An 18,056-nucleotide genomic window follows, 5' to 3' on the forward strand; every position below is an offset into this window, starting at 1 on the left:
CGTGCGCCCACGCAGGTTAGAACAGCCGCTCGGCACGACGCAGATTTCCGGCGGTCCCGATGTTCGCGAGGGTGAAGTTGAAGCGGTATGCGTTCTCGTTGCGGACCGATCCCAGCTCATATTTCCGGTATTCGACGCTGAGGCCGCAGCAGTCCCAGTTGTACTGCACCTGCAGCGCGGCATACTGCACCGCGTCCAGGTTGAGGTCGAGCCCGGCATTGGCCGCGACGCCGAATCCCCTCTTGGTAGGACCGCCATACCCAAGGAGAATTCGCAGCTGAGTAAAGTCCGAGACGGCGGAGGAGAATCCGGCGATGTTGAACCGCCCCGGGGCGTTAAGCCGCGCATAGCTCAGGCCGGAGAAGACCTGTCCCTCGTGGAAGTTCACCAGCACGTTGTTGGAGGTGAACTTCCTGGCTCCGGTATCGACGTCAAAGTCCCACTCGACGTCGAAGTGATCGGAGGTCCTCCAGCGCAGACGGGAGATCAGCGGTGAGATCTCCCTGGGTTCGGTGAGGAAGGCAACCCCGGAGAGATCGAGCGTGGTCGTGAAGATATTACGGGTACCGGTTACAACTGCACCGCCGAAGTGAGGGTCGAAGAAGTATTTCTGAGTCAGCCTCCAGCTGAGCAGCTCCCGGCTGCCACATCCCGACGAGGCTCCGACATAGCCCGCATCCGAGGCTGCACCGCTTCCCACGCCTCCCATTACACCTGCCGCGGCTGCGCCGGTCCAGGCCGCAGTGCCTGCGGCGCTGTCGTTCGGTTCGGGACAGGGTTCACCCGACTTTGGCCTCATAAACAGGCGCTGCGTGACCCCGTACTCCACCTCGTTGGTGTTGCTGACCACGTCGGTATCGTCAAAGCGAAGCAACTGGCGGAAGTTGTCCACTCCTCTCACCAGGTGATAGGCGACCATCGGTTCGACCGTATGCTTTACATCGGACGCAAAGAGCTTGTGCACGAAAGGCGAGGAGAAGGTTCTCTCCAGGACAGGAGCCCGCGCCTCCACACCCAGCTCCACATCGCCGCGATTGACCGCCTCGCCGCTCTCCTGCGGAACAAGAGAGCTGGAGGAATGCTCGCGGCTCCTGGTATAGATCGTGTCGCGGACCGCGATCGAGGGCCGAAAATTCCATCCCCCAGCCTTCAGAGGAAAGACAACCTCGGGATGGATGTCGAACCGCTCCGTCAGGCCGGTGGTCGCGAAGTTAGGCTGCACACGCTTCAAGGCCGCCATGGAGCTCTCGATATTCCAGAGGGCTCCGGAGACTCCTAACTTGTGCTCTGTCGTGGACAGGTCCGCTGACGGCGAGTGAAAGATACGAACCTGCTCTTCGGGCTGAGTGGCGGTTGCAGCCTGCTTCAGCCCCTGGTAGCGGTCGAAGCGCATCCCCCAGGAGTATCCGCCGGACTGATGGACGGCATAGCCGATGGAGAGGATGTCGCTCGAGACGGCCTGGTTGAAGTTCTCGGTAAACGCCTCGCGATAGGGATAGGAGCTCAGATACTCGAGATCGGTAACGAACCGCGTCTGCTGGCTGAGATCGTAGCGTCCGGAGACGACCGCATCCTGTCCGCCCTGATTGACGTACTGGCCACCGGTTACGTAGCCGCGATCGAGAAGTCCGCTGTAATGCGCCAGCACGAAGTTGTTACCGAGGCCACGATACCGGAAGGTGGCTGACTGCTCCCACCCGCGCTTGGAAAAGTACTCCGCTCCCACGGTCATGTCGGCGCTGCGGCCGAGGACGACGTAGATCTGCTCCCCGAGCACCAGTCCGCGAGTGGAGGACTGACCGATGACAGGAATCAGGAAGCCGCTCTGCCTCTCTTCGCCGCCGACTGGATGGGTAACATACGGCAGATAGACGAGGGGCACGTTGATGACGCGGAAGACGGTGTTTCGTGCGGTCGCCTTGGTCGCCGTCACGCTGAATTTTCCTGCGAACAACTGCCAGTCCGGGTTGGGAAGCTGGCAGGAGGTGACCGATCCTCCGTAGACGTCGTAGGACTGCGGCCCCGTCTTCACCACCACCTTGCCCTCAAACAGGAAGGGCTGGCCGTTGTCGTAGACCGGTTTTTGTCCGGGAGGGCGAAGGCCGACGGTTCCCTTCACGTCGAAGAACCTTCCGGTCTGGGTCTTCAGGTTCATGCTTCCGTGGCTGGCGGAGAGGCTCTCGTTATTCTGGCCACCAGTCACCTTCAGGTGACCGCTTGCGTTCAAATCCTGGGAATCGCTGTCGTAGTCGATGTGGTCGGCCTCCACGCGGCGATCGCGATACGTGATGACCACATCTCCATCGAGCGTGTACCGACTCCCCGTCTTGGTCTGCGGCCCCGAGCTTTCGATCACCACCGTGGAGCTATCGTCCGCCGACGGAAGCACAATCGCATCGGGATAGGGCTGAGCATTCGCATCCGGGCCTTCCGGAAGCTGCGATGAGGACTGTGCCGGTGTCGCAGGTTCCTGATTCGACACCTCCTGCGCCTGCAACTGTGGATGACTGCAAGCCATCGCCATGATAGTTATCAGAAGATAAACCCGGCGCAGAATCCCGGGCCGCCGGTCTCCGCGGACGCCAGCTTCGACATCGGCTTTGCCGTCATGGGACTGGCTGTACGGTCTCTGGGCCCTTACAACCGATTCGTTTGGATCGCAACGTATCAGACTTACCACCACTCTATTGAGGCTAACCGAATTTCACCCTGTGCGGGTTTGAGGTTTTTCAAAGGATCATGAGCGCCGAGCGAAAGAGAGAGACCGCAGAGGAAGCCGATATCGCAAATGAGGCTCCGCTCGAGCCCTTCGCACTGCGTCAGCAGGTGGCGGAGCGGCTCGCGGCGCATCGCTCGCGGCGTCCCCGAACCTCCGACCTCGAGCAGCCGCAAGACACAAATCCGCGAGCAAAAAACTCCCGCATCGCAGCTGCCGTGGCCGAGCGGTATGCGCAGTCCAAGAGCTATCGCGCATTTCTTGCCGAGGAGGCAGATCGCGCGGTTCGCGAAGCGGAAGAAGCAGCGCGACAGGCCGAGGCCGCCGCAGAGATCGCAGCCCGGAATGCAGAGGCTCTCGCACAGGTGCAGTACGACCTGCTGACCGAACTCGACCAGTATGCCGAAGCTCCGCCAGCCGCAAGCCCGGAGCGTTCGGCCCCTGCTCCTCGTCCGCGTCACGCAGAAGAGACGGCGGAACAGCTGGTATTCGATGCCCCCGCGGATTTGCCTGCACCCTCCTATACCGTCCGGCATGCGGAAGATCTTCGGCTTCCCGGCGCAGATCCGGCTGCGGCGGCGGCGCTTCGTGCAAGATGGGCTCGAGAGGAAGACGATGCGGCGAACAGGCTGGGCATGGCCGACCCGTCCGAGTCTTTCTTTCTCGACGAGGAGATCGCTTTCCGCCAGTCCCCTGTCTTCGAACCGGTCGAACCGCCCGTAGAGATTCCGGGGAATCTTATCGAATTTCCGCGCCAGCTGATCGCGGCTCGACGTGCCCGGCCGCGCCTGGCGGAGGGCCCGTTGCGGGAGGAGGCCGAGCTTCACGCCGATCCTTCCCAGCTCCGCATCTTCGAGGTCGAGGTAGAGCAGATCTCGCCGGAACCGGCTCAGGAGACCTCCGCACCGGAGTGGACATCGATTCTTCTCGATGCGCACCCGCGAGATCGTGCAGCCTCCTACCCCTCACATCGCGCGGAGCCTGCGGCCTACTCTGCTGAATCCGTGCCGACGCCCACGGAGCAGCGCTACGCCGCGCAGCACCTGCAGCTCTCTCCGGAGACACAGCATCTCTATGCCGCCCCGCTCCAGGTGGCGCCGCTGAGTCTTCGCGTCATGTCGACGACGGTCGATGTCTGCATCGTTCTCGCTGCGTTCCTCGTCTTTACCTCCGTTACCGTGATGACCATCTCCCACTTCAATCCGGGCGGCGTGCACATGGCCCTTCCGACTGCCGCGATCTCGGCTGCCGGAACGATCGTCCTTCTCGGGCTGCTGTACCTGCTGCTCTGCTTCACCTATTCAAATGCAACTCCGGGAATGCGGTACGCACGCATCGGACTGTGTACCTTCTCGGATGAGAATCCCAGCCGTGCGGCGATGCGGCGGCGCATCTTTGCGCTGGCGTTGTCCTCGGCATCGCTCGGTCTGGGAGTGTTGTGGGCGCTGCTGGATGACGAGCGGCTGGGCTGGCATGATCGCATCTCGCGCATGTACCAACGCAGCTACTAAAAGATCGACGAGATGGATCCGGGACGACCTTAGGATCTGTGCGCTCGAATGGAGGAGATGACTTTCTTCTCTGTCATTTACGACGCTGGGCCGCATGACAACAGCTTTCAAAGAGCGTTTTTAATCAAATTTTATCCTCCATTGCTGGAATAAAACCCGTAGGTGTCGGTTATTCCCTCCGAGTCACCGCGCTGTTCGTTTATCGGCAGATTTTTTTTCGGCTGATGAGACGGCGACGGCGACCAGGAAGGGATCCTCGGCACCATGAAAATTGGCTTTTTAAGCGTACCCCTTACAGGTCACCTGAACCCTATGACCGCGCTTGCACGCAAGTTGCAATCGCGCGGCCATGAGATTGTGTTTTATGGAACTCCAGACGCCGAAGCCCCGGTCCGCGCGGCCGGTCTGAAATACGTATCCTATGGGGAAAAGGAATTGCCTAAAGGCACCGGTGTCTACGATCCCGTGGCAAAGCTTCACGGCATCGAGGTGATGCAGTACACCTCGATGAATATATCGCCCATCCTGACTGAAGTGGCTCTTGCCTACCTTCCGCAGAAGATGCTGGAGGACGGCATCGAAGCTGTCGTGATCGATACGATCTACTTCTACGCCGAGCTTGTTCCGATAAGCCTGGACCTTCCCTATGTTCACATCTGGAATGTGCTTCATATCGATTTCTCAGGAGAGACCCCTCTCTGCCTCATGGACCTTCCGTACGAAGATACAGAGGAAGCACGCGCTACTTACAGGGAAGCCGTCATATCGTTCGGAAGCTTTTTTGCGCCAATCGTGTCGGTTGCAAGCGCCTATGCCACGAGGATGGGGCTTGATATCGACTGGGCCAATCCGGCGGCGACTGTTTCCCCCCTGGCGGTGATTACTCAAACCCCGAAAGCGTTTGACTATCCAGGCATGCCTACAGCTCCTCAGTTCCATTTTGCGGGCCCTTTTCACGATGGGGCGGGCCGGGCACCGGTTGACTTCCCGTGGGAGAAGCTGGATGGCCGACCGCTGATGTACGCGTCGCTGGGAACGCTGGTCAATGGTCTCGACTTTATCTACAAGACCATCCTTGAGTCGGTCTCGAAGTTTCCGACGTTTCAAGTTGTGCTCTCGATTGGACAGAACGTCAATCTCGAGGATCTCGGGACGATCCCTTCCAATGTGATCGTGGTCAAGAGAGCTCCTCAGCTCGAGTTGCTGAAGCGCGCATCGCTCTGCATCACGCACGCCGGTATGAATACCACTCTTGAGTCGATTGCCCAGGGAGTTCCGATGATTGCGATTCCCATCTCCTACGACCAACCCGGAGCAGCGGGCCGAATCGCTTATCACGGCGTGGGAGAGTATGTGACCGTGGAGGATCTCACAACGGAAAGGCTTACAGAGCTGATCCGGAAGGTGAAGGACAATCCGAGCTACCGTGAGAAAGCCCGATCGACTCAAAAGATCATTTCGGGGATTCGCGGGCTGGATATTGCGGCGGATGTGATCGAAGAAGCCTTCGCGAACAGCATCCCTGAAGAAGTAGTCCTTGAAGAGAGTAACAACATCTACTCCTTGCTCTAAAGCATCAAACTGCAGCCCGGCCCTCCCAAAGAAAGACCCCGATCGAATCGGGGTCTTTCTTTGTGCGTCTTGTGCCACGGTAGTCCGGCTTCCCGGCTTTTCCCGGTAATTCGAGGGAGCCGGTTAGAAGGTTGTGCTCACCGTCAGGCGGAAAGTTTTTCTGGGCTCACGCAGCGTGTACGGCGATCCGTAGAGCTGCAGGGCCTGCAGGTAGGTGAACTGGCCAGCTCCGGAGTTGGGGAAGAAGGTCCGGAATGTGGCGTTGTCGGTTGCCAGCTCCTGCGGGACGTCCTTGTAGAGACGAAGCGAGTTGTAGGCGTAGAAGATGCGGAACGGGGCGTTGACGATCGGCAGGATCACCTGAAGCTCGGCGCCGTTCGACATGCGCGGAACATAGTTGGTTCCGGGAACCACCTTCAGCGGATTCGGGAAGAAGAGCTGCTTGCCACCGAAGCAGGCGCCGTTGATGAACGTCGGGCAGCCATACATCGGGCTCGAGATCTCCTGCTGACCGGCGACGCTCTGACGAAGCTGGTCTTTCCGGACGTCGAAGGTCATGTTGAAGTCGGTGAAGAACGCGAACGTGACCTGGTTGATGATCGGGATTCGATACTCGAGGTTCGCGGTCACGCTGGTGTCGCCGCCGATGGAGACGAGGCGATAGAGCGGCAGAGGAATCTGCACGCTTCCCAGAAGCGGGTTCGAAGGATCGCGGGGAACCGTGTTTCCGTCCGGGTTCGTCAGGTTGAACAGCACCTTGTTCGGAATAAAGGTATAAGGGGACGAGGAACGAACGTCGAAGCCGCGTACGTCGGACTCTCCACCGGAGTAGATACGGTTGGTGGGGGGAGCGACTTCGCCGGCAAAGCCGGAGATATGGGAGAACTGGACGCGATACCCAAGAACGTTGTGTCCCTCTTTGCTCACCTTCAGGTTATGCATGGGGAAGAACTGTCGCCAGCTGACGATCGGCTGCACGTACTTCACGTTTCCGCCTACGCCCGCGACCGATACCGCGGCGTTGAGGTCCTTGCCGGAGTGCGGCCCCACAGCACGGTCGAGACTCGAGAAGGTGAAGCTGGGCGTGACAACCGACGAGATAATGCCGTTGAGCTGATTCTGCCCCTGTACGCCGGAGCGGAAAGCCAGGGTCTGGAAGACGTTGCGGGTGTTGTCGTTGAAGGTGGTCACCGAGGAACGGGACAACGCGTAGGAGAGACCGACACGGGTGACGCCGGAGCGCGCGAACAGATGTCGCAGCGGCTCGCCAATCGAGACCGTCAGACCGGTCGACGACTGGTTATAGTTGGTCAGCAGCGACTGCTGCGCCGAGCTCAGGTTCTGGCTCAGATTACCTGCTGCCGAATAGCCCTTCGCCGGATTGAAGTCGTACTTGCTGGTGAAGACCTGGACGCCCAGCGAGATGGGCTTGTTGCGGAAGTAGGGCTCGGTGAATCCGAAGCTGAGATTACGGGACAGGTCGCCGATGTTCGCCTGCACCGAGAGCGTCTCGCCGAGACCGAGGAAGTTGTTGGTCTCGTAGTTCAGGCCGATGAACGATCCTGAAAGCCCGCTGATACCGCCGTTGAGGCCGATGGAGTTCTTGCCCTTCTCCTTGAGCTTGAGCAGCAGGTCGACGGTGGCGTCGTCGGTATTCTGACGGCTCTCTGAGTCCTGCTCGGCCTTCAGGGGCTCGAAGTAGTTCAGCTGGTTCAGGCGCATGATCGACAGCTCCCACAGGCGGGAGTTGTAGACCTGGCCCTCTTCGAGGAGGAGCTCGCGGCGGATGACCTTGTCGCGGGTGATGCTGTTGCCCTGAAACTCGATGCGTGAGACGTAGAAGGGCTTGCCCTCGTCGATGTCGATATCGAGGTAGATCAGCTTCTGGGCCTCGTCGACCCGTGGCACCGGGGTTCCGACGAAGTTAATATAGCCACCTTCGCCGTAGGCCTTGCGAAGCTGCTCGAGTCCCTTGCCGAACAGGGTGGCGTTGAAGTATTCGCCGTCCTTCAGAGCAAACTGTGCGCGCAGCGCCTTGACGTTCGTGTAGTGCGTGTTGCCTTTAAAGGTGATGCCTCCGAGACGGTAGCGCTCCCCTTCCTCGACAGGCATGAGGATATCGATGCGCTTGCCCTTCGAGGGCCGCAGGGTTAAGGGGTTGAGACCGCCCGCATCGCGCACGCTGGTCGACGGCTCGCTGGTCAGGGCCTTGAAGTAACCTCGATCCCGGTAGGCCTGACGAACGCGCTCGGTGTCTTCGTCGAGCTTGCTGGCGTCGAAGGTACGGGCGAAGAGATTCTCAAGGATGATCGAGTGAGGGATTCCGATCGGCTTGAGGTTCTTCATCGCGGCGCGCAGGGTCCGGTCGGAGACGCTGTTATTGCCGTCGAATTCAATCTTGCCGACCTTGACCGTAGGTCCTTCCTTCACCGTGAACGTCAGCGCGACTGCGGCGGGAGGAATCGTCTTCACGTCTTCCTTGACCGTCGCGAACTGGTGTCCGTGCGCGGACAGCAGCTCTTTAAGGACAACCTCGGCGCGCTTGATCTTGGTGGGGTCGTACTGGCTTTCGACGGAGAGTCCGACCTTCGCCTTTTTGAGGGCATCCATAATGTCGGACTGCGAGACAGTGCTGACGCCCTTGTAGTTGATCTCGCGGATGGTGGGCTTCTCACGGACGTAGATCACCAACTGAACGCACTTGGCGGACTCGACGCGCTCGATCCGGACGTCGTCGAAGTACCCGGTGTTCCACAGGGAGTTGAAATCGCGCTCGATTACCTGAGCGTCGTACAGATCGCCCTGATGGGAAAACAGCCGGGCGAGCACGGACTCTTTCGGAATTCTGCGGTTGCCGACGACCTGCGGTTGGCAGAGCGTCTGGGCTTCGGAACTGACGGCCTGAGCTTGAAGCGAGGGAACCATCGCAAGCGCAAGGGCGATCAACGACACGGCATAAGCGATGCGGGAGCAGCTGGAGCGCGTGCACACAGGCCTTGACATACTCTTCAGGGAGCTTCCGCTCTCTCGATCTACGGTAAAGATACGCACACCCTCACTGCTTGGAAATCATGCCCCGACGGTTCCTGAAGGGGGAGTCTCGATTATATGGGAGCACAAGGCGCCTTAGCGAGTTCCGGTCTGGGTTTCGAGGACGCGAACCATCCGTTTTCTCATTCACTTCGCCCCGCCGCCGGGAACCGGCCATCGAAAACCCGCGCCATGGGGTCATTCGGCACGGCCGAGCACCTGCGCGAAAATATCGCTGTCCACGTTGCCTCCCCCCAGAACCGTACCCACCCGGGTTCCGCCTCCGGGTCTGTCCTGCAGCAATCCGGCCAGACCGACCGCTCCTGCTCCTTCGGCGACGTTATGGGTATCGGAAAAATAAAATTTCATCGCCGCCTCGACTTCGTCGTCCGTGACCTCGAGGACGCGGTCCGCACCTGCGCGGACGATCTCGAGAGCCGACGCATCCGGCTTTCTGCAAGCGACGCCGTCGGCGATCCGCGTGGCAGCGGTCTGCTCGACGACGTACCCGGCTGCGAAAGACAAGGCAAAGGCCGGTGCGTGCTTCGAGACGACGCCGACAATTCGGGTTTTAAGACCAAGAGCATCCCTTACGGCGATCATGCCGCTGATGCCCGAGCCCATTCCGATGGGAACGTATACCGTATCGAGCTCCGGGACAGCAGAGAGAAATTCAAACGCCGCCGTCGCGACTCCCGCGACCAGCAGCCGGTGATAGCTCGGAACCCAGTGCCAGCCGTTTTCGCGCTCGAGCTTTACGGCATGCTCCAGGGCCGCCTGAAAATCGTCGCCCTCTTCCACCAGCTCGGCGCCGAGCTCGCGCATCGCGCGATTTTTTTCAATGCTGTTCCCGCGAGGGACGACAACGACCGAGCGCAGACCGCTGGTCGCGGCAGCCAGCGCGATCGATTGCCCATGGTTTCCGCGCGTTGCGGTAACCACGGTCGTAACTTCGGGGTGCTCTCGCTTTAGCCAGTCCATATAGACCAGCCCTCCGCGAATCTTGAAGGCTCCAACGGGAGAGTGGTTCTCGTGCTTGACCCACACCTCCGCACCAGCGCGCTGGCTCAACAGAGGCCAACGATACTGGGGCGTCGGCGGCATGGTTCCGTAAACAAGAACGGCGGCATTGCGGATCTCTTCGAGACTGGGCAGTCCGTGATTCATGACAGCTTTACTCCAGACAAGGATGCGTTATGACGATGGAATGCAGAGATCGAGGGATCGCTTCGAAATGTCTTCCGAGCTCAAACAGCGGTCTAAATCTTGCGAACCTCGACCAGCGTGGAATAGAAGGTCGGCCCACCGCCGATGTCGGTAAGGCGCTCGCTGGTGAGCGCATTGATATTGCCGCCATCACGACTCAGCTTGTTCCACTCCAGCCGTGCTGCGACTACGCCCGCGCCGACATGGCCATTCACGTGGGCGCGCAACTTCACGCTTCCACGCGCATTGAAGACCTCGACCTCATCGCCATTCACGATGCCGCGCGGAGTCGCATCGGTGGCATGCATCTCCAGCAGGCCCGCAGTCTTCGCCTCCATGCGCTGGTGGACAGGAATATTGGCGAAGGTTGAGTTCATGTAGTTGTCCGCCTTGCGGGGAAGGAACTCCAGCGGATACTCGCTTGCGTGGGCGCGCGATTCCTGGGGCGCCTGAAACACAGGTACCGGCGTGAGCTCGCCGCGCCCGGAGGAGGTGCGGAACCACTCCGGCGTCGAGAACGGGAGCACCGCGCCTTCGCTGTTCGTCGGCATCACGATGCGAATATGGCCCTCGTGTTCCAGGCGCTCGCGCGTGATGCCCTGAAAGCGGGGATCGTCCGTTGCCAGAGCCTGATCGATCAACTCGTCTTCGCGATCGTCGAAGCAGGCTTCAGGGAAGCCCATCTTTCGGCCCAGCTCCCCAAAGAGCCGGACGTTGTTCCGCGCCTCGCCCAGGGGAGCGATCGCCTGTTGCGAGATCTGCACGAAGTGGTGGCCATAGGCTCCCTGCACGTCTTTGGTCTCGAGAAAACTTGGGGCCGGAAGCACGATATCCGCATAGTCGCAGGTATCGGTGAAGAACTGCTCATGCACTACGGTGAACAGATCCTCGCGCCGCATACCTTCGAGAACATCGTTCTGATTCGGAGCGATGGCACCAGGATTGGAGTTATAGACGAAGAGGGCTTTCACCGGCGGCCCGCCTACCCCAGCATCCGCTGCGGTCAGAGCCTCGCCCAGCAGGCTCATATTGACGACGCGCGCAGGGCGTCCCAGCGGACTCGCCCGCATCAGCTCCGGCATCTGCAGCGCCTCCGACTGGAATGGGAAGGTGCCTGAGGTGGAAAGCTGCAATCCGCCTCCGACATGCTGCCATGCACCTGTGAGCAGGGGGAGCATGGCGACCGCACGTACAGCCGTGCCGCCATTTTCGCTGCGCTGAATCCCATAGTTCAGCCGGATGGCTGCGGGCCTGCTCCCTCTTCGTCCCGCAGTCGCATAGCTGCGCGCCAGTCGCTCAATCGTCGCCGCATCGATGCCGGTAACCCTGGAAACCGCGTCGGGCGCATACTCAGGCCGGAGAGCATGCACCTTCAGCTCGTCGAAGCCATGCGTGCAACGTCCCACGTAGTCGCGATCTTCTAGGCCGTCGCGCAGGATGACATGGATCAGCCCCAGGGCCAGCGCGGCATCGGTGCCGGGATAGATGGCGAGATGCTCGTCGGCAAGAGCCGCCGTGCGGGTCTTGTAGGGATCGATGACGACAAGACGAGCACCGTGGCGCCGGGCCTCTTCAATGAAGGGCCACAGGTGAATATTGTTGCCGTGAATGTTCGCGCCCCACGCAAGAATGAGCCCTGCATGGACGAAATCCTCGGGCGCCGTGCCCAGCCGCACGCCGTAGACGCTGGAAAGAGCGACGCCCCCGGCTGTAGAGCAGATCGTCCGGTCGAGCTGCGAGGCTCCGAGCCGATGAAAGAACCGGCGATCCATCGAGCCATATCCAAGCTGGCCGATCGTCCCGGCATAGCTATACGGAAGAATGCTCTCCGGTCCGTGGTCTGCGGCGATGGACTTCAACCGAGAGGCAATCTCGTCGAGGGCTTCGTCCCAAGTGATTCGCTCGAAAGCCTCCGTCTCGCGCCCCTGTGGCAACTGCCCCTTTGGGATCCCGGCCCGGCGGCGCATGGGGTACAAGAGGCGGTCCGGGGAGTAGACACGATCCAGATACTTCGCAACTTTGCCGCACAGGAATCCGCGCGTGACCGGGTGAGAAGGATCGCCCTGCATTTTAATGGCTCGTCCGGAGAGTTCATCGACCGTCACCAGGACCCCGCAGGAATCAGGACAGTCGTGCGAACAGACTGCATGAACCACGCGGGTAGCAGGATTCTCAACCATACGTCTATTCTATGCTTGCCAGGATTCGCTGCAGTGCGCTTCGTCACACGCCCATGCCAGAAAAACTGTTTCCTACAACCCGCCTAGAGGCCTTCTCCGACGGTGTTCTGGCCGTCATCATCACCATCATGGTGCTCGAGTTGAAGGTGCCGCACGAAGATGGACTCCCCGGGCTGCTATCGATCGCGCCCATCCTGTTCGTCTACCTGCTCTCGTTTACGCTCACCGCGATCTACTGGGTCAATCATCACTTCCTGATCCGGCGGGTGGAGCGTAGCAACCACAGAGTGCTCTATGCCAACCTGAGCTTTCTCTTCTCCATTTCCTTGCTTCCCTTTTTCACCTCTTATGTCATCGAAAAACACGCGGACTCCTTCTCGGTCGCGCTCTATGCGTCCGCGATGATCTTTACGGGATTCTGCTTCTTCCTGCTCAGGTTGGCCATCGGCAGGCTGCTGCAGCAGGCAGACGAGCTGAGCCCCGAGGACACGGCGACACAGCGCAAACACATTTTAAGTCTCGCGCTTTACGTCGCGGCCATTCCACTGGCGCACTTTCACTCGCATATTGCTCTCGGAGCGATCACCGCAGTCGCGCTCGTTTGGATCATTCCGACAGTACGGACGGACCGTTATCTCCCGGAAGACCCCTCCGAGCCACACGGTTTTTGAGGATGGTTTGCTAAAGTTGAACCGACTTCTCCCTTTGAGGTGATCCTGTGCTGCTTCGTCTCCGCTTCGCATCTGCCCTGCTCGCCGCTTTGCTGATCGCGATGCCTGCGCGATCGCAGCAGCCCCTGACGACCGTTCCGCAACAGCAGCTCGATGTCATCAAGGTCCTGCTGGCGCAGGAAGAGGCGTGGAACCGCGGCAACCTTGAAGCCTTTGCTCAGTCTTATAAGGATTCACCCGATACGCTATTTATTACGAATACAGTCAACCGGGGCTTTGCCGGCTTGCTGGACGCTTACCGCCACAACTATCCGAACCGGGCGGCGATGGGAACCCTGGCCTACTCCGGGCTCGAGGTCCACCCCCTCGACGAACGTTTCGCTGTCGTCATAGGACGGTACAACCTCGAGCGCGGCAAAAAAGACGGCGGCAACGCCGAGGGAATCTTCTCGCTGGTGCTGGAGAAGACAGACAAGGGTTGGAAGATCATCGTCGACCACACGACGGGCTGATAAAACTGCGCATCACTGGCCTGATCCGGATGGGGATCTCTTTAAAGTTTCGATAAGCCTTTCAAGTTCCTGACGCATGTGCGGGCTGAGCTCCTCAAAGAGAAAGCCGGCCCCCACGCCAAAACGTACCGTGCGCACATTCGCCGAGAGGCGCAGCATCACTCCATTGGCGCGAAAGACCATCTCGACCGGGGCACCGATCACCGAACGAAGACGCGCTCGGGTCTCGATGAAGCAGCCTGAGAGACTAATATCCTGAACTCTGCCGCGAAACAGCTGCGATCCTTCCGCGACCAGAACTTCGGCATCGCCCTCGACAAGAAAACGCTCGTGGCCTCGACGTTCCGCTGAAGGGATGCTTCCGTGCCCGCGAACTTCGGATTCGAAACCGTGTGAATGCTGTCTGAGGTCGCTCACGTCTCCCCTTCGGCCGCGGACCTCCATTTACGAAGAAAAAGGGCCGCCAAATAGATTTATCGGCGGCCCCTCCACAGATCTTGAGCTTCTTATCGCAGCTCAGACGGTCATGACTTCTTTTTCTTTGGACTTGAAGAGCTCCTCGATCCGCTTGATCTCGGCGTCGGTAAGCTGCTGTACCTCTTCGTTGGCGCGTTTCTCGTCGTCGGCGGAGATCAGCTTGTCCTTCGCGGCCTTCTTGATCTGATCGTTGCCGTCGCGGCGAATGTTCCTGATCGCGGTCTTGTGGTCTTCCAGGGTCTTGTTCAGTTGCTTGACCACATCGCGGCGACGCTCTTCGGTCATGGGAGGCACGGGGACGCGCACCACGGTTCCATCCGTCATCGGGTTAAGACCGATGCTCGAGGTGCGGATGGCCTTCTCGATGGCCGAGACCATCGCCTTGTCGTAGGGCTGCACCAGGATCAGCGTAGGCTCAGGCGTGCTGATCTGGCCCAGCTGGGAGACTGGTGTGTCGGTCCCGTAATAATCCACCTTCACCTGGTCGAGCATGTGGACGTTTGCGCGGCCTGTACGGGTCGAGCTCAGATGCCCACGAAAGTCCTCCACCGACTTTTCCATTCTGGACTTCAACTCCTGGTGGGTTCCTTTTAAAGCTTCAATGCCTGCCATCGCCGATGCCATAACGCTTCTGCCCTCATGCGCTGTTGCGCCAACGAAAATTCTATCGGAAAACTGCTGAAGGCCGAAGATTGTTCAAAAGTCGCGCGACGGTCTTCTTCGAGGAAATTCGGGATTTGCCCGGCCGTGAAAGAATGAGGAGCGACGATGGCTATCGACGATAGAAAGATCAGGGTCATCCTTACCGGCGCCACCGGCATGGTGGGCGAAGGCGTCCTGCTGGAATGCCTGGAGCACCCGGCGATCGAGCAGGTTCTTAGCGTAAGCCGCAGGCCATCGCCCGTAAAGCATTCCAAACTGAAGGAGTGCATTGTGCCTGACTTCCTCCAGTTGGAAGGAGTTGTCGATCAACTGGCCGGCTACGATGCCTGTTTTTACTGCGCTGGAATCAGCTCCAGCGGCATGAGCGAGGCGGAGTACACCCGCATCACCTACGACATTCCCCTCCACTTCGCCGACACGCTGGTAAAGCTCAGCCCGCAGATGATCTTCGGCCATGTATCCGGTAGCCATACCGACAGCTCGGAAAAAGGGCGCATTATGTGGGCCCGCGTGAAGGGCAACGCGGAAAATGCCCTTATGAGATGCGGCTTCAGGAAGGTTTACAACTTCCGCCCCGGGTTTATGAAACCGACGCCAGGCCAGAAGAACGTCAAGGGTTACTACAGGGCGATCGGTGGGCTCTATCCCATCCTGCATGCCTTGTTCCCGAACCACGTAAGCACCATGCGCGAGGTGGGCCTGTCGATGATCAACAGCGCGCTCAGGGGATATCCCAAATCGGTGTTGGAGATAAGCGACATTCACGCCCTGGCGCGAGCCGTCTAGCACTGGCCCGGCGATCGGCGGTTGCCAGAGCGATCCTCGAAGCTCTAGGCTAGCCGCACCTATGACGATTCAGCAGGAAGTCCACAAACTGCTCGCTGCTCTGGATGTTCCCGTCGAAGCCTTCACAGGAGGCTCGCTCTCCGTTACCTCACCCATCACCGGAGAGCTCATCGCGAACGTTCGAGTCATTGAGGATCCGTCAAAGGCAATTGCAACCGCGCACCAGGCCTTTCTGGAATGGCGCAGCGTGCCCGCGCCTCGCCGTGGAGAGCTGGTACGGCAGCTCGGCGAAGAGCTTCGCGCCGAACGCGAGACCCTTGGACGGCTCGTAACCCTCGAGGCGGGAAAGATTCTCTCCGAGGGAATCGGGGAGGTGCAGGAGATGATCGATATCTGCACCTTTGCCGCCGGGCTTTCGCGTCAGCTTGCGGGACTAACCCTTCCTTCGGAGCGACCGCATCACCGCATGATGGAGAGCTGGCATCCGCTCGGCGTGACGGGTGTGATCTCGGCATTTAATTTCCCCGTCGCCGTTTGGAGCTGGAATGCCGCGCTCGCGCTGGTCTGCGGCAACTCGGTCGTGTGGAAGCCGTCGGAGAAGACGCCGCTTACCGCTTTGGCTACGCAGGCGCTCTTCGAGCGAGCCGCTACCAAGATGGGCGGCATTCCCGCGAACCTTTCGACGTTGCTGGTCGGAGACGCAGCGGTTGGACAGGCCCTGGTCGATTCTCCTCTGGTGCCGCTGGTCTCGGCCACGGGATCAACCGCCATGGGACGCGCGGTAGGACCACGCCTCGCCCAGCGTTTTGCCCGCGCAATTCTGGAGCTTGGAGGTAACAACGCGGCGATTGTCTGTCCCTCCGCCGATCTCGACCTGTCCCTGCGAGCCATCGCGTTTTCGGCGATGGGAACGGCAGGACAACGATGCACGACGCTGCGTCGGCTGATCGTCCATGAATCGATCTACGATGCACTCCTCTCGCGCCTCCGCAAGGTCTTCGCCTCCGTAAGAATTGGTGACCCGCGCGAGCCCGGCACGCTGGTCGGACCGTTGATCGACCGTCGCGCCTATGAATGCATGCAGAAGACACTCGACGCTGCACGCTCCTCCGGCGCAAAAATTCACGGAGGCGAGCGTGTCGAACTTTCAGGCTGGACCGATGCCTTCTATGTACAGCCCGCGCTGGTTGAGATGAAGACGCAGGACGACATCGTACGCACCGAAACCTTCGCTCCGATTTTGTACGCGCTTCGTTATCGGGAACTTGAAGAAGCAATTGCCCTGCACAACGATGTTCCGCAGGGCCTGTCCTCTTCCATCTTCACGACCGATGTGCGCGAGGCGGAACGATTCCTCTCCGTCACCGGTTCCGACTGCGGCATCGCGAATGTCAATATCGGAACCTCCGGCGCGGAGATCGGAGGAGCCTTCGGCGGCGAGAAAGAGACCGGTGGCGGCCGAGAGTCCGGCTCCGATGCGTGGAAGCAGTACATGCGGCGCTCCACCAACACCATCAACTACGGAAGCGACCTTCCCCTCGCGCAAGGCGTAGTCTTCGATATCGACTAAAGGGACGAGCCTCGATCTACTTCTTCGTCTCCGTCGTAGAAGGCGAACCGCCTGCCAGCCGCAGGTTGACTACCTTTTGCAGAAGATCGAACCAGAACGGCGCTCCCTGCGAGATCGCAAGGACTGTCGCTGCGATTCCGGCGATCTTCCAGAGCCACCAGCTCCAGTCGCCGATATCGACGAGACGGGGATCGGTGCCAGCAAGCGAGACCTGCGAGAACGAAGATGTGGGGTGCACGAGATCGGGCCAGCAGTTCGCCTTGAATCCGTCGGCCTGTACCGCAGTTTTCTCGCCGGGCTTTAACGTAGCCTTCGCGTCGATGAAACACCAACCCAGCGGTACTCCAGGGAGATGTTCGCGAAGCAGATTCATGCGGCGGAGAGACTGATCGAGCTCGGCCTTGTCATCGCCGACGGCCTGATCCCGCGGAGTCGATTTCACATAGTCTGTCGCCTCGGCGGCGATGGCGTCGCGCAACGTCTGATCGTTCCAGAAGCGCTTGCTTAGCGAGATCGCATCGGCGTTGAGCAACAGGCAGAGGATCGCGCCCAGGATCCAGATCCACGCATGCGACTTGCGTTTGTACCAGCCGGAGACGCGCTCCATCGACTCGTTGAACCAGTTCTCCAAACGTCTGCGCTGCTCGCCCGCATCCCTGCAATCGCGCAGAAGCGATGCCAGAAGTTTTTCGGTCTTCTCGAAATTGTTCGCCTGCGGCTTCGCCGAGGCTGACCCATCGAACTTCATTCCCTGGTCATCGGCCGTCTGCAGGATGGCCAGAGCCAGAGTCGTTGCGGGAATATACGATGGCCGTTCGGTGAACTGTCCGCGCGGTCCAGGGCTGCAAAGTCCCTGGATAAGGGGCTGCTTGTAAACCTCTTCCTTGAAGTCCGCGCTCATCAGCAGACCTCCCAACCCTCGCTCCAGCGTAGTCGCACGCCACCGAAATAAGTTGGCCACGATCTCAAGGATCGCGGAGCACGCCGCGCTCAACATCAGAAAGAGAAACGCCATGCTGATCGCAAACCCTACGATGGTCGTAATCAAATACCCGCTCCCGCGCGAAGAATAGAGGTCACGATTACTCTACTGCAACCCCAGCACGCTCAGGTAACAGCGTCATCCCCATCCGAGCGATTACGTATCGAGGCCCGAAAAAAA

At 59.9% G+C, this 18,056-nt stretch carries 13 protein-coding genes; 6 read left to right on the plus strand and 7 right to left on the minus strand.

All coding sequences use genetic code 11. The features are described from left to right. Nucleotides 1–16: 16 nt before the first annotated feature. The gene (locus AC5S26_RS01230) at nt 17–2,524 is read right to left on the minus strand and encodes an LPS-assembly protein LptD (protein WP_494183022.1); all 2,508 of its coding nucleotides are present in this window, start codon (nt 2,522–2,524) and stop codon (nt 17–19) included. A 215-nt stretch (nt 2,525–2,739) separates the two neighbouring features. On the opposite strand from AC5S26_RS01230, the gene AC5S26_RS01235 reads away from it, so the two are divergent. Both AC5S26_RS01235 and AC5S26_RS01240 read left to right on the plus strand, forming a co-directional pair. Next, nucleotides 2,740–4,227, plus strand: a complete 1,488-nt coding sequence (locus AC5S26_RS01235; protein WP_494183023.1) for an RDD family protein — start codon at nt 2,740–2,742, stop codon at nt 4,225–4,227. Nucleotides 4,228–4,491: 264 nt separating this feature from the next. Then, on the plus strand, nt 4,492–5,799 hold the full coding sequence (locus AC5S26_RS01240) for a glycosyltransferase (RefSeq protein WP_494183024.1): 1,308 nt from the start codon (nt 4,492–4,494) through the stop codon (nt 5,797–5,799). Nucleotides 5,800–5,922: 123 nt separating this feature from the next. Here the strand turns inward: AC5S26_RS01240 and bamA are convergent, their stop codons facing one another. From bamA to AC5S26_RS01255, 3 genes are all read right to left on the minus strand, one after another. Continuing rightward, the gene (gene bamA / locus AC5S26_RS01245; protein WP_494183025.1) at nt 5,923–8,802 is read right to left on the minus strand and encodes an outer membrane protein assembly factor BamA; all 2,880 of its coding nucleotides are present in this window, start codon (nt 8,800–8,802) and stop codon (nt 5,923–5,925) included. Between the two features lie 225 nt (nt 8,803–9,027). Beyond that, nucleotides 9,028–9,996, minus strand: a complete 969-nt coding sequence (locus AC5S26_RS01250; protein WP_494183026.1) for a threonine dehydratase — start codon at nt 9,994–9,996, stop codon at nt 9,028–9,030. A 92-nt stretch (nt 9,997–10,088) separates the two neighbouring features. Beyond that, nucleotides 10,089–12,215 carry a molybdopterin-containing oxidoreductase family protein gene (locus AC5S26_RS01255; protein ID WP_494183027.1) on the minus strand — a complete coding sequence of 709 codons (2,127 nt, stop codon included), beginning with the start codon at nt 12,213–12,215 and terminating at the stop codon, nt 10,089–10,091. Between the two features lie 53 nt (nt 12,216–12,268). On the opposite strand from AC5S26_RS01255, the gene AC5S26_RS01260 reads away from it, so the two are divergent. After that, nucleotides 12,269–12,886 carry a TMEM175 family protein gene (locus AC5S26_RS01260; RefSeq protein WP_494183028.1) on the plus strand — a complete coding sequence of 206 codons (618 nt, stop codon included), beginning with the start codon at nt 12,269–12,271 and terminating at the stop codon, nt 12,884–12,886. A gap of 47 nt (nt 12,887–12,933) precedes the next feature. After that, on the plus strand, nt 12,934–13,398 hold the full coding sequence (locus AC5S26_RS01265; RefSeq protein WP_494183029.1) for a YybH family protein: 465 nt from the start codon (nt 12,934–12,936) through the stop codon (nt 13,396–13,398). Nucleotides 13,399–13,410: 12 nt separating this feature from the next. On the opposite strand, the gene AC5S26_RS01270 is transcribed toward AC5S26_RS01265, so the two are convergent. Together AC5S26_RS01270 and frr are read right to left on the minus strand one after the other, a co-directional pair. Beyond that, complete coding sequence (locus tag AC5S26_RS01270; protein ID WP_494183030.1) at nt 13,411–13,815, minus strand: PilZ domain-containing protein; 405 nt, start codon at nt 13,813–13,815, stop codon at nt 13,411–13,413. 99 nt (nt 13,816–13,914) lie between these two features. Further along, on the minus strand, nt 13,915–14,499 hold the full coding sequence (frr, locus tag AC5S26_RS01275; protein ID WP_494183031.1) for a ribosome recycling factor: 585 nt from the start codon (nt 14,497–14,499) through the stop codon (nt 13,915–13,917). Between the two features lie 144 nt (nt 14,500–14,643). Here frr and AC5S26_RS01280 point away from each other — a divergent pair, with 144 nt between their 5' ends. Further along, complete coding sequence (locus AC5S26_RS01280) at nt 14,644–15,324, plus strand: NAD-dependent epimerase/dehydratase family protein (protein ID WP_494183032.1); 681 nt, start codon at nt 14,644–14,646, stop codon at nt 15,322–15,324. 61 nt (nt 15,325–15,385) lie between these two features. Further along, entirely contained in the window at nt 15,386–16,894 is a 1,509-nt protein-coding gene (gene amaB / locus AC5S26_RS01285) for an L-piperidine-6-carboxylate dehydrogenase (RefSeq protein ID WP_494183033.1), read from the plus strand. 16 nt (nt 16,895–16,910) lie between these two features. Here the strand turns inward: amaB and AC5S26_RS01290 are convergent, their stop codons facing one another. After that, on the minus strand, nt 16,911–17,942 hold the full coding sequence (locus tag AC5S26_RS01290) for a hypothetical protein (RefSeq protein ID WP_494183034.1): 1,032 nt from the start codon (nt 17,940–17,942) through the stop codon (nt 16,911–16,913). Nucleotides 17,943–18,056 lie beyond the last annotated feature (114 nt).

This window comes from Edaphobacter sp. FHG110511_03 (genome assembly GCF_059115365.1).

Bases quoted from the DNA above. Each gene is read 5' to 3' on its own strand.
- AC5S26_RS01230 (WP_494183022.1), bottom strand. From the start codon at position 2,524: ATGGCGATGGCTTGCAGTCATCCACAGTTGCAGGCGCAGGAGGTGTCG.
- AC5S26_RS01235 (WP_494183023.1), top strand. From the start codon at position 2,740: ATGAGCGCCGAGCGAAAGAGAGAGACCGCAGAGGAAGCCGATATCGCA.
- AC5S26_RS01240 (WP_494183024.1), top strand. From the start codon at position 4,492: ATGAAAATTGGCTTTTTAAGCGTACCCCTTACAGGTCACCTGAACCCT.
- bamA (WP_494183025.1), bottom strand. From the start codon at position 8,802: ATGTCAAGGCCTGTGTGCACGCGCTCCAGCTGCTCCCGCATCGCTTAT.
- AC5S26_RS01250 (WP_494183026.1), bottom strand. From the start codon at position 9,996: ATGAATCACGGACTGCCCAGTCTCGAAGAGATCCGCAATGCCGCCGTT.
- AC5S26_RS01255 (WP_494183027.1), bottom strand. From the start codon at position 12,215: ATGGTTGAGAATCCTGCTACCCGCGTGGTTCATGCAGTCTGTTCGCAC.
- AC5S26_RS01260 (WP_494183028.1), top strand. From the start codon at position 12,269: ATGCCAGAAAAACTGTTTCCTACAACCCGCCTAGAGGCCTTCTCCGAC.
- frr (WP_494183031.1), bottom strand. From the start codon at position 14,499: ATGGCATCGGCGATGGCAGGCATTGAAGCTTTAAAAGGAACCCACCAG.
- AC5S26_RS01280 (WP_494183032.1), top strand. From the start codon at position 14,644: ATGGCTATCGACGATAGAAAGATCAGGGTCATCCTTACCGGCGCCACC.
- amaB (WP_494183033.1), top strand. From the start codon at position 15,386: ATGACGATTCAGCAGGAAGTCCACAAACTGCTCGCTGCTCTGGATGTT.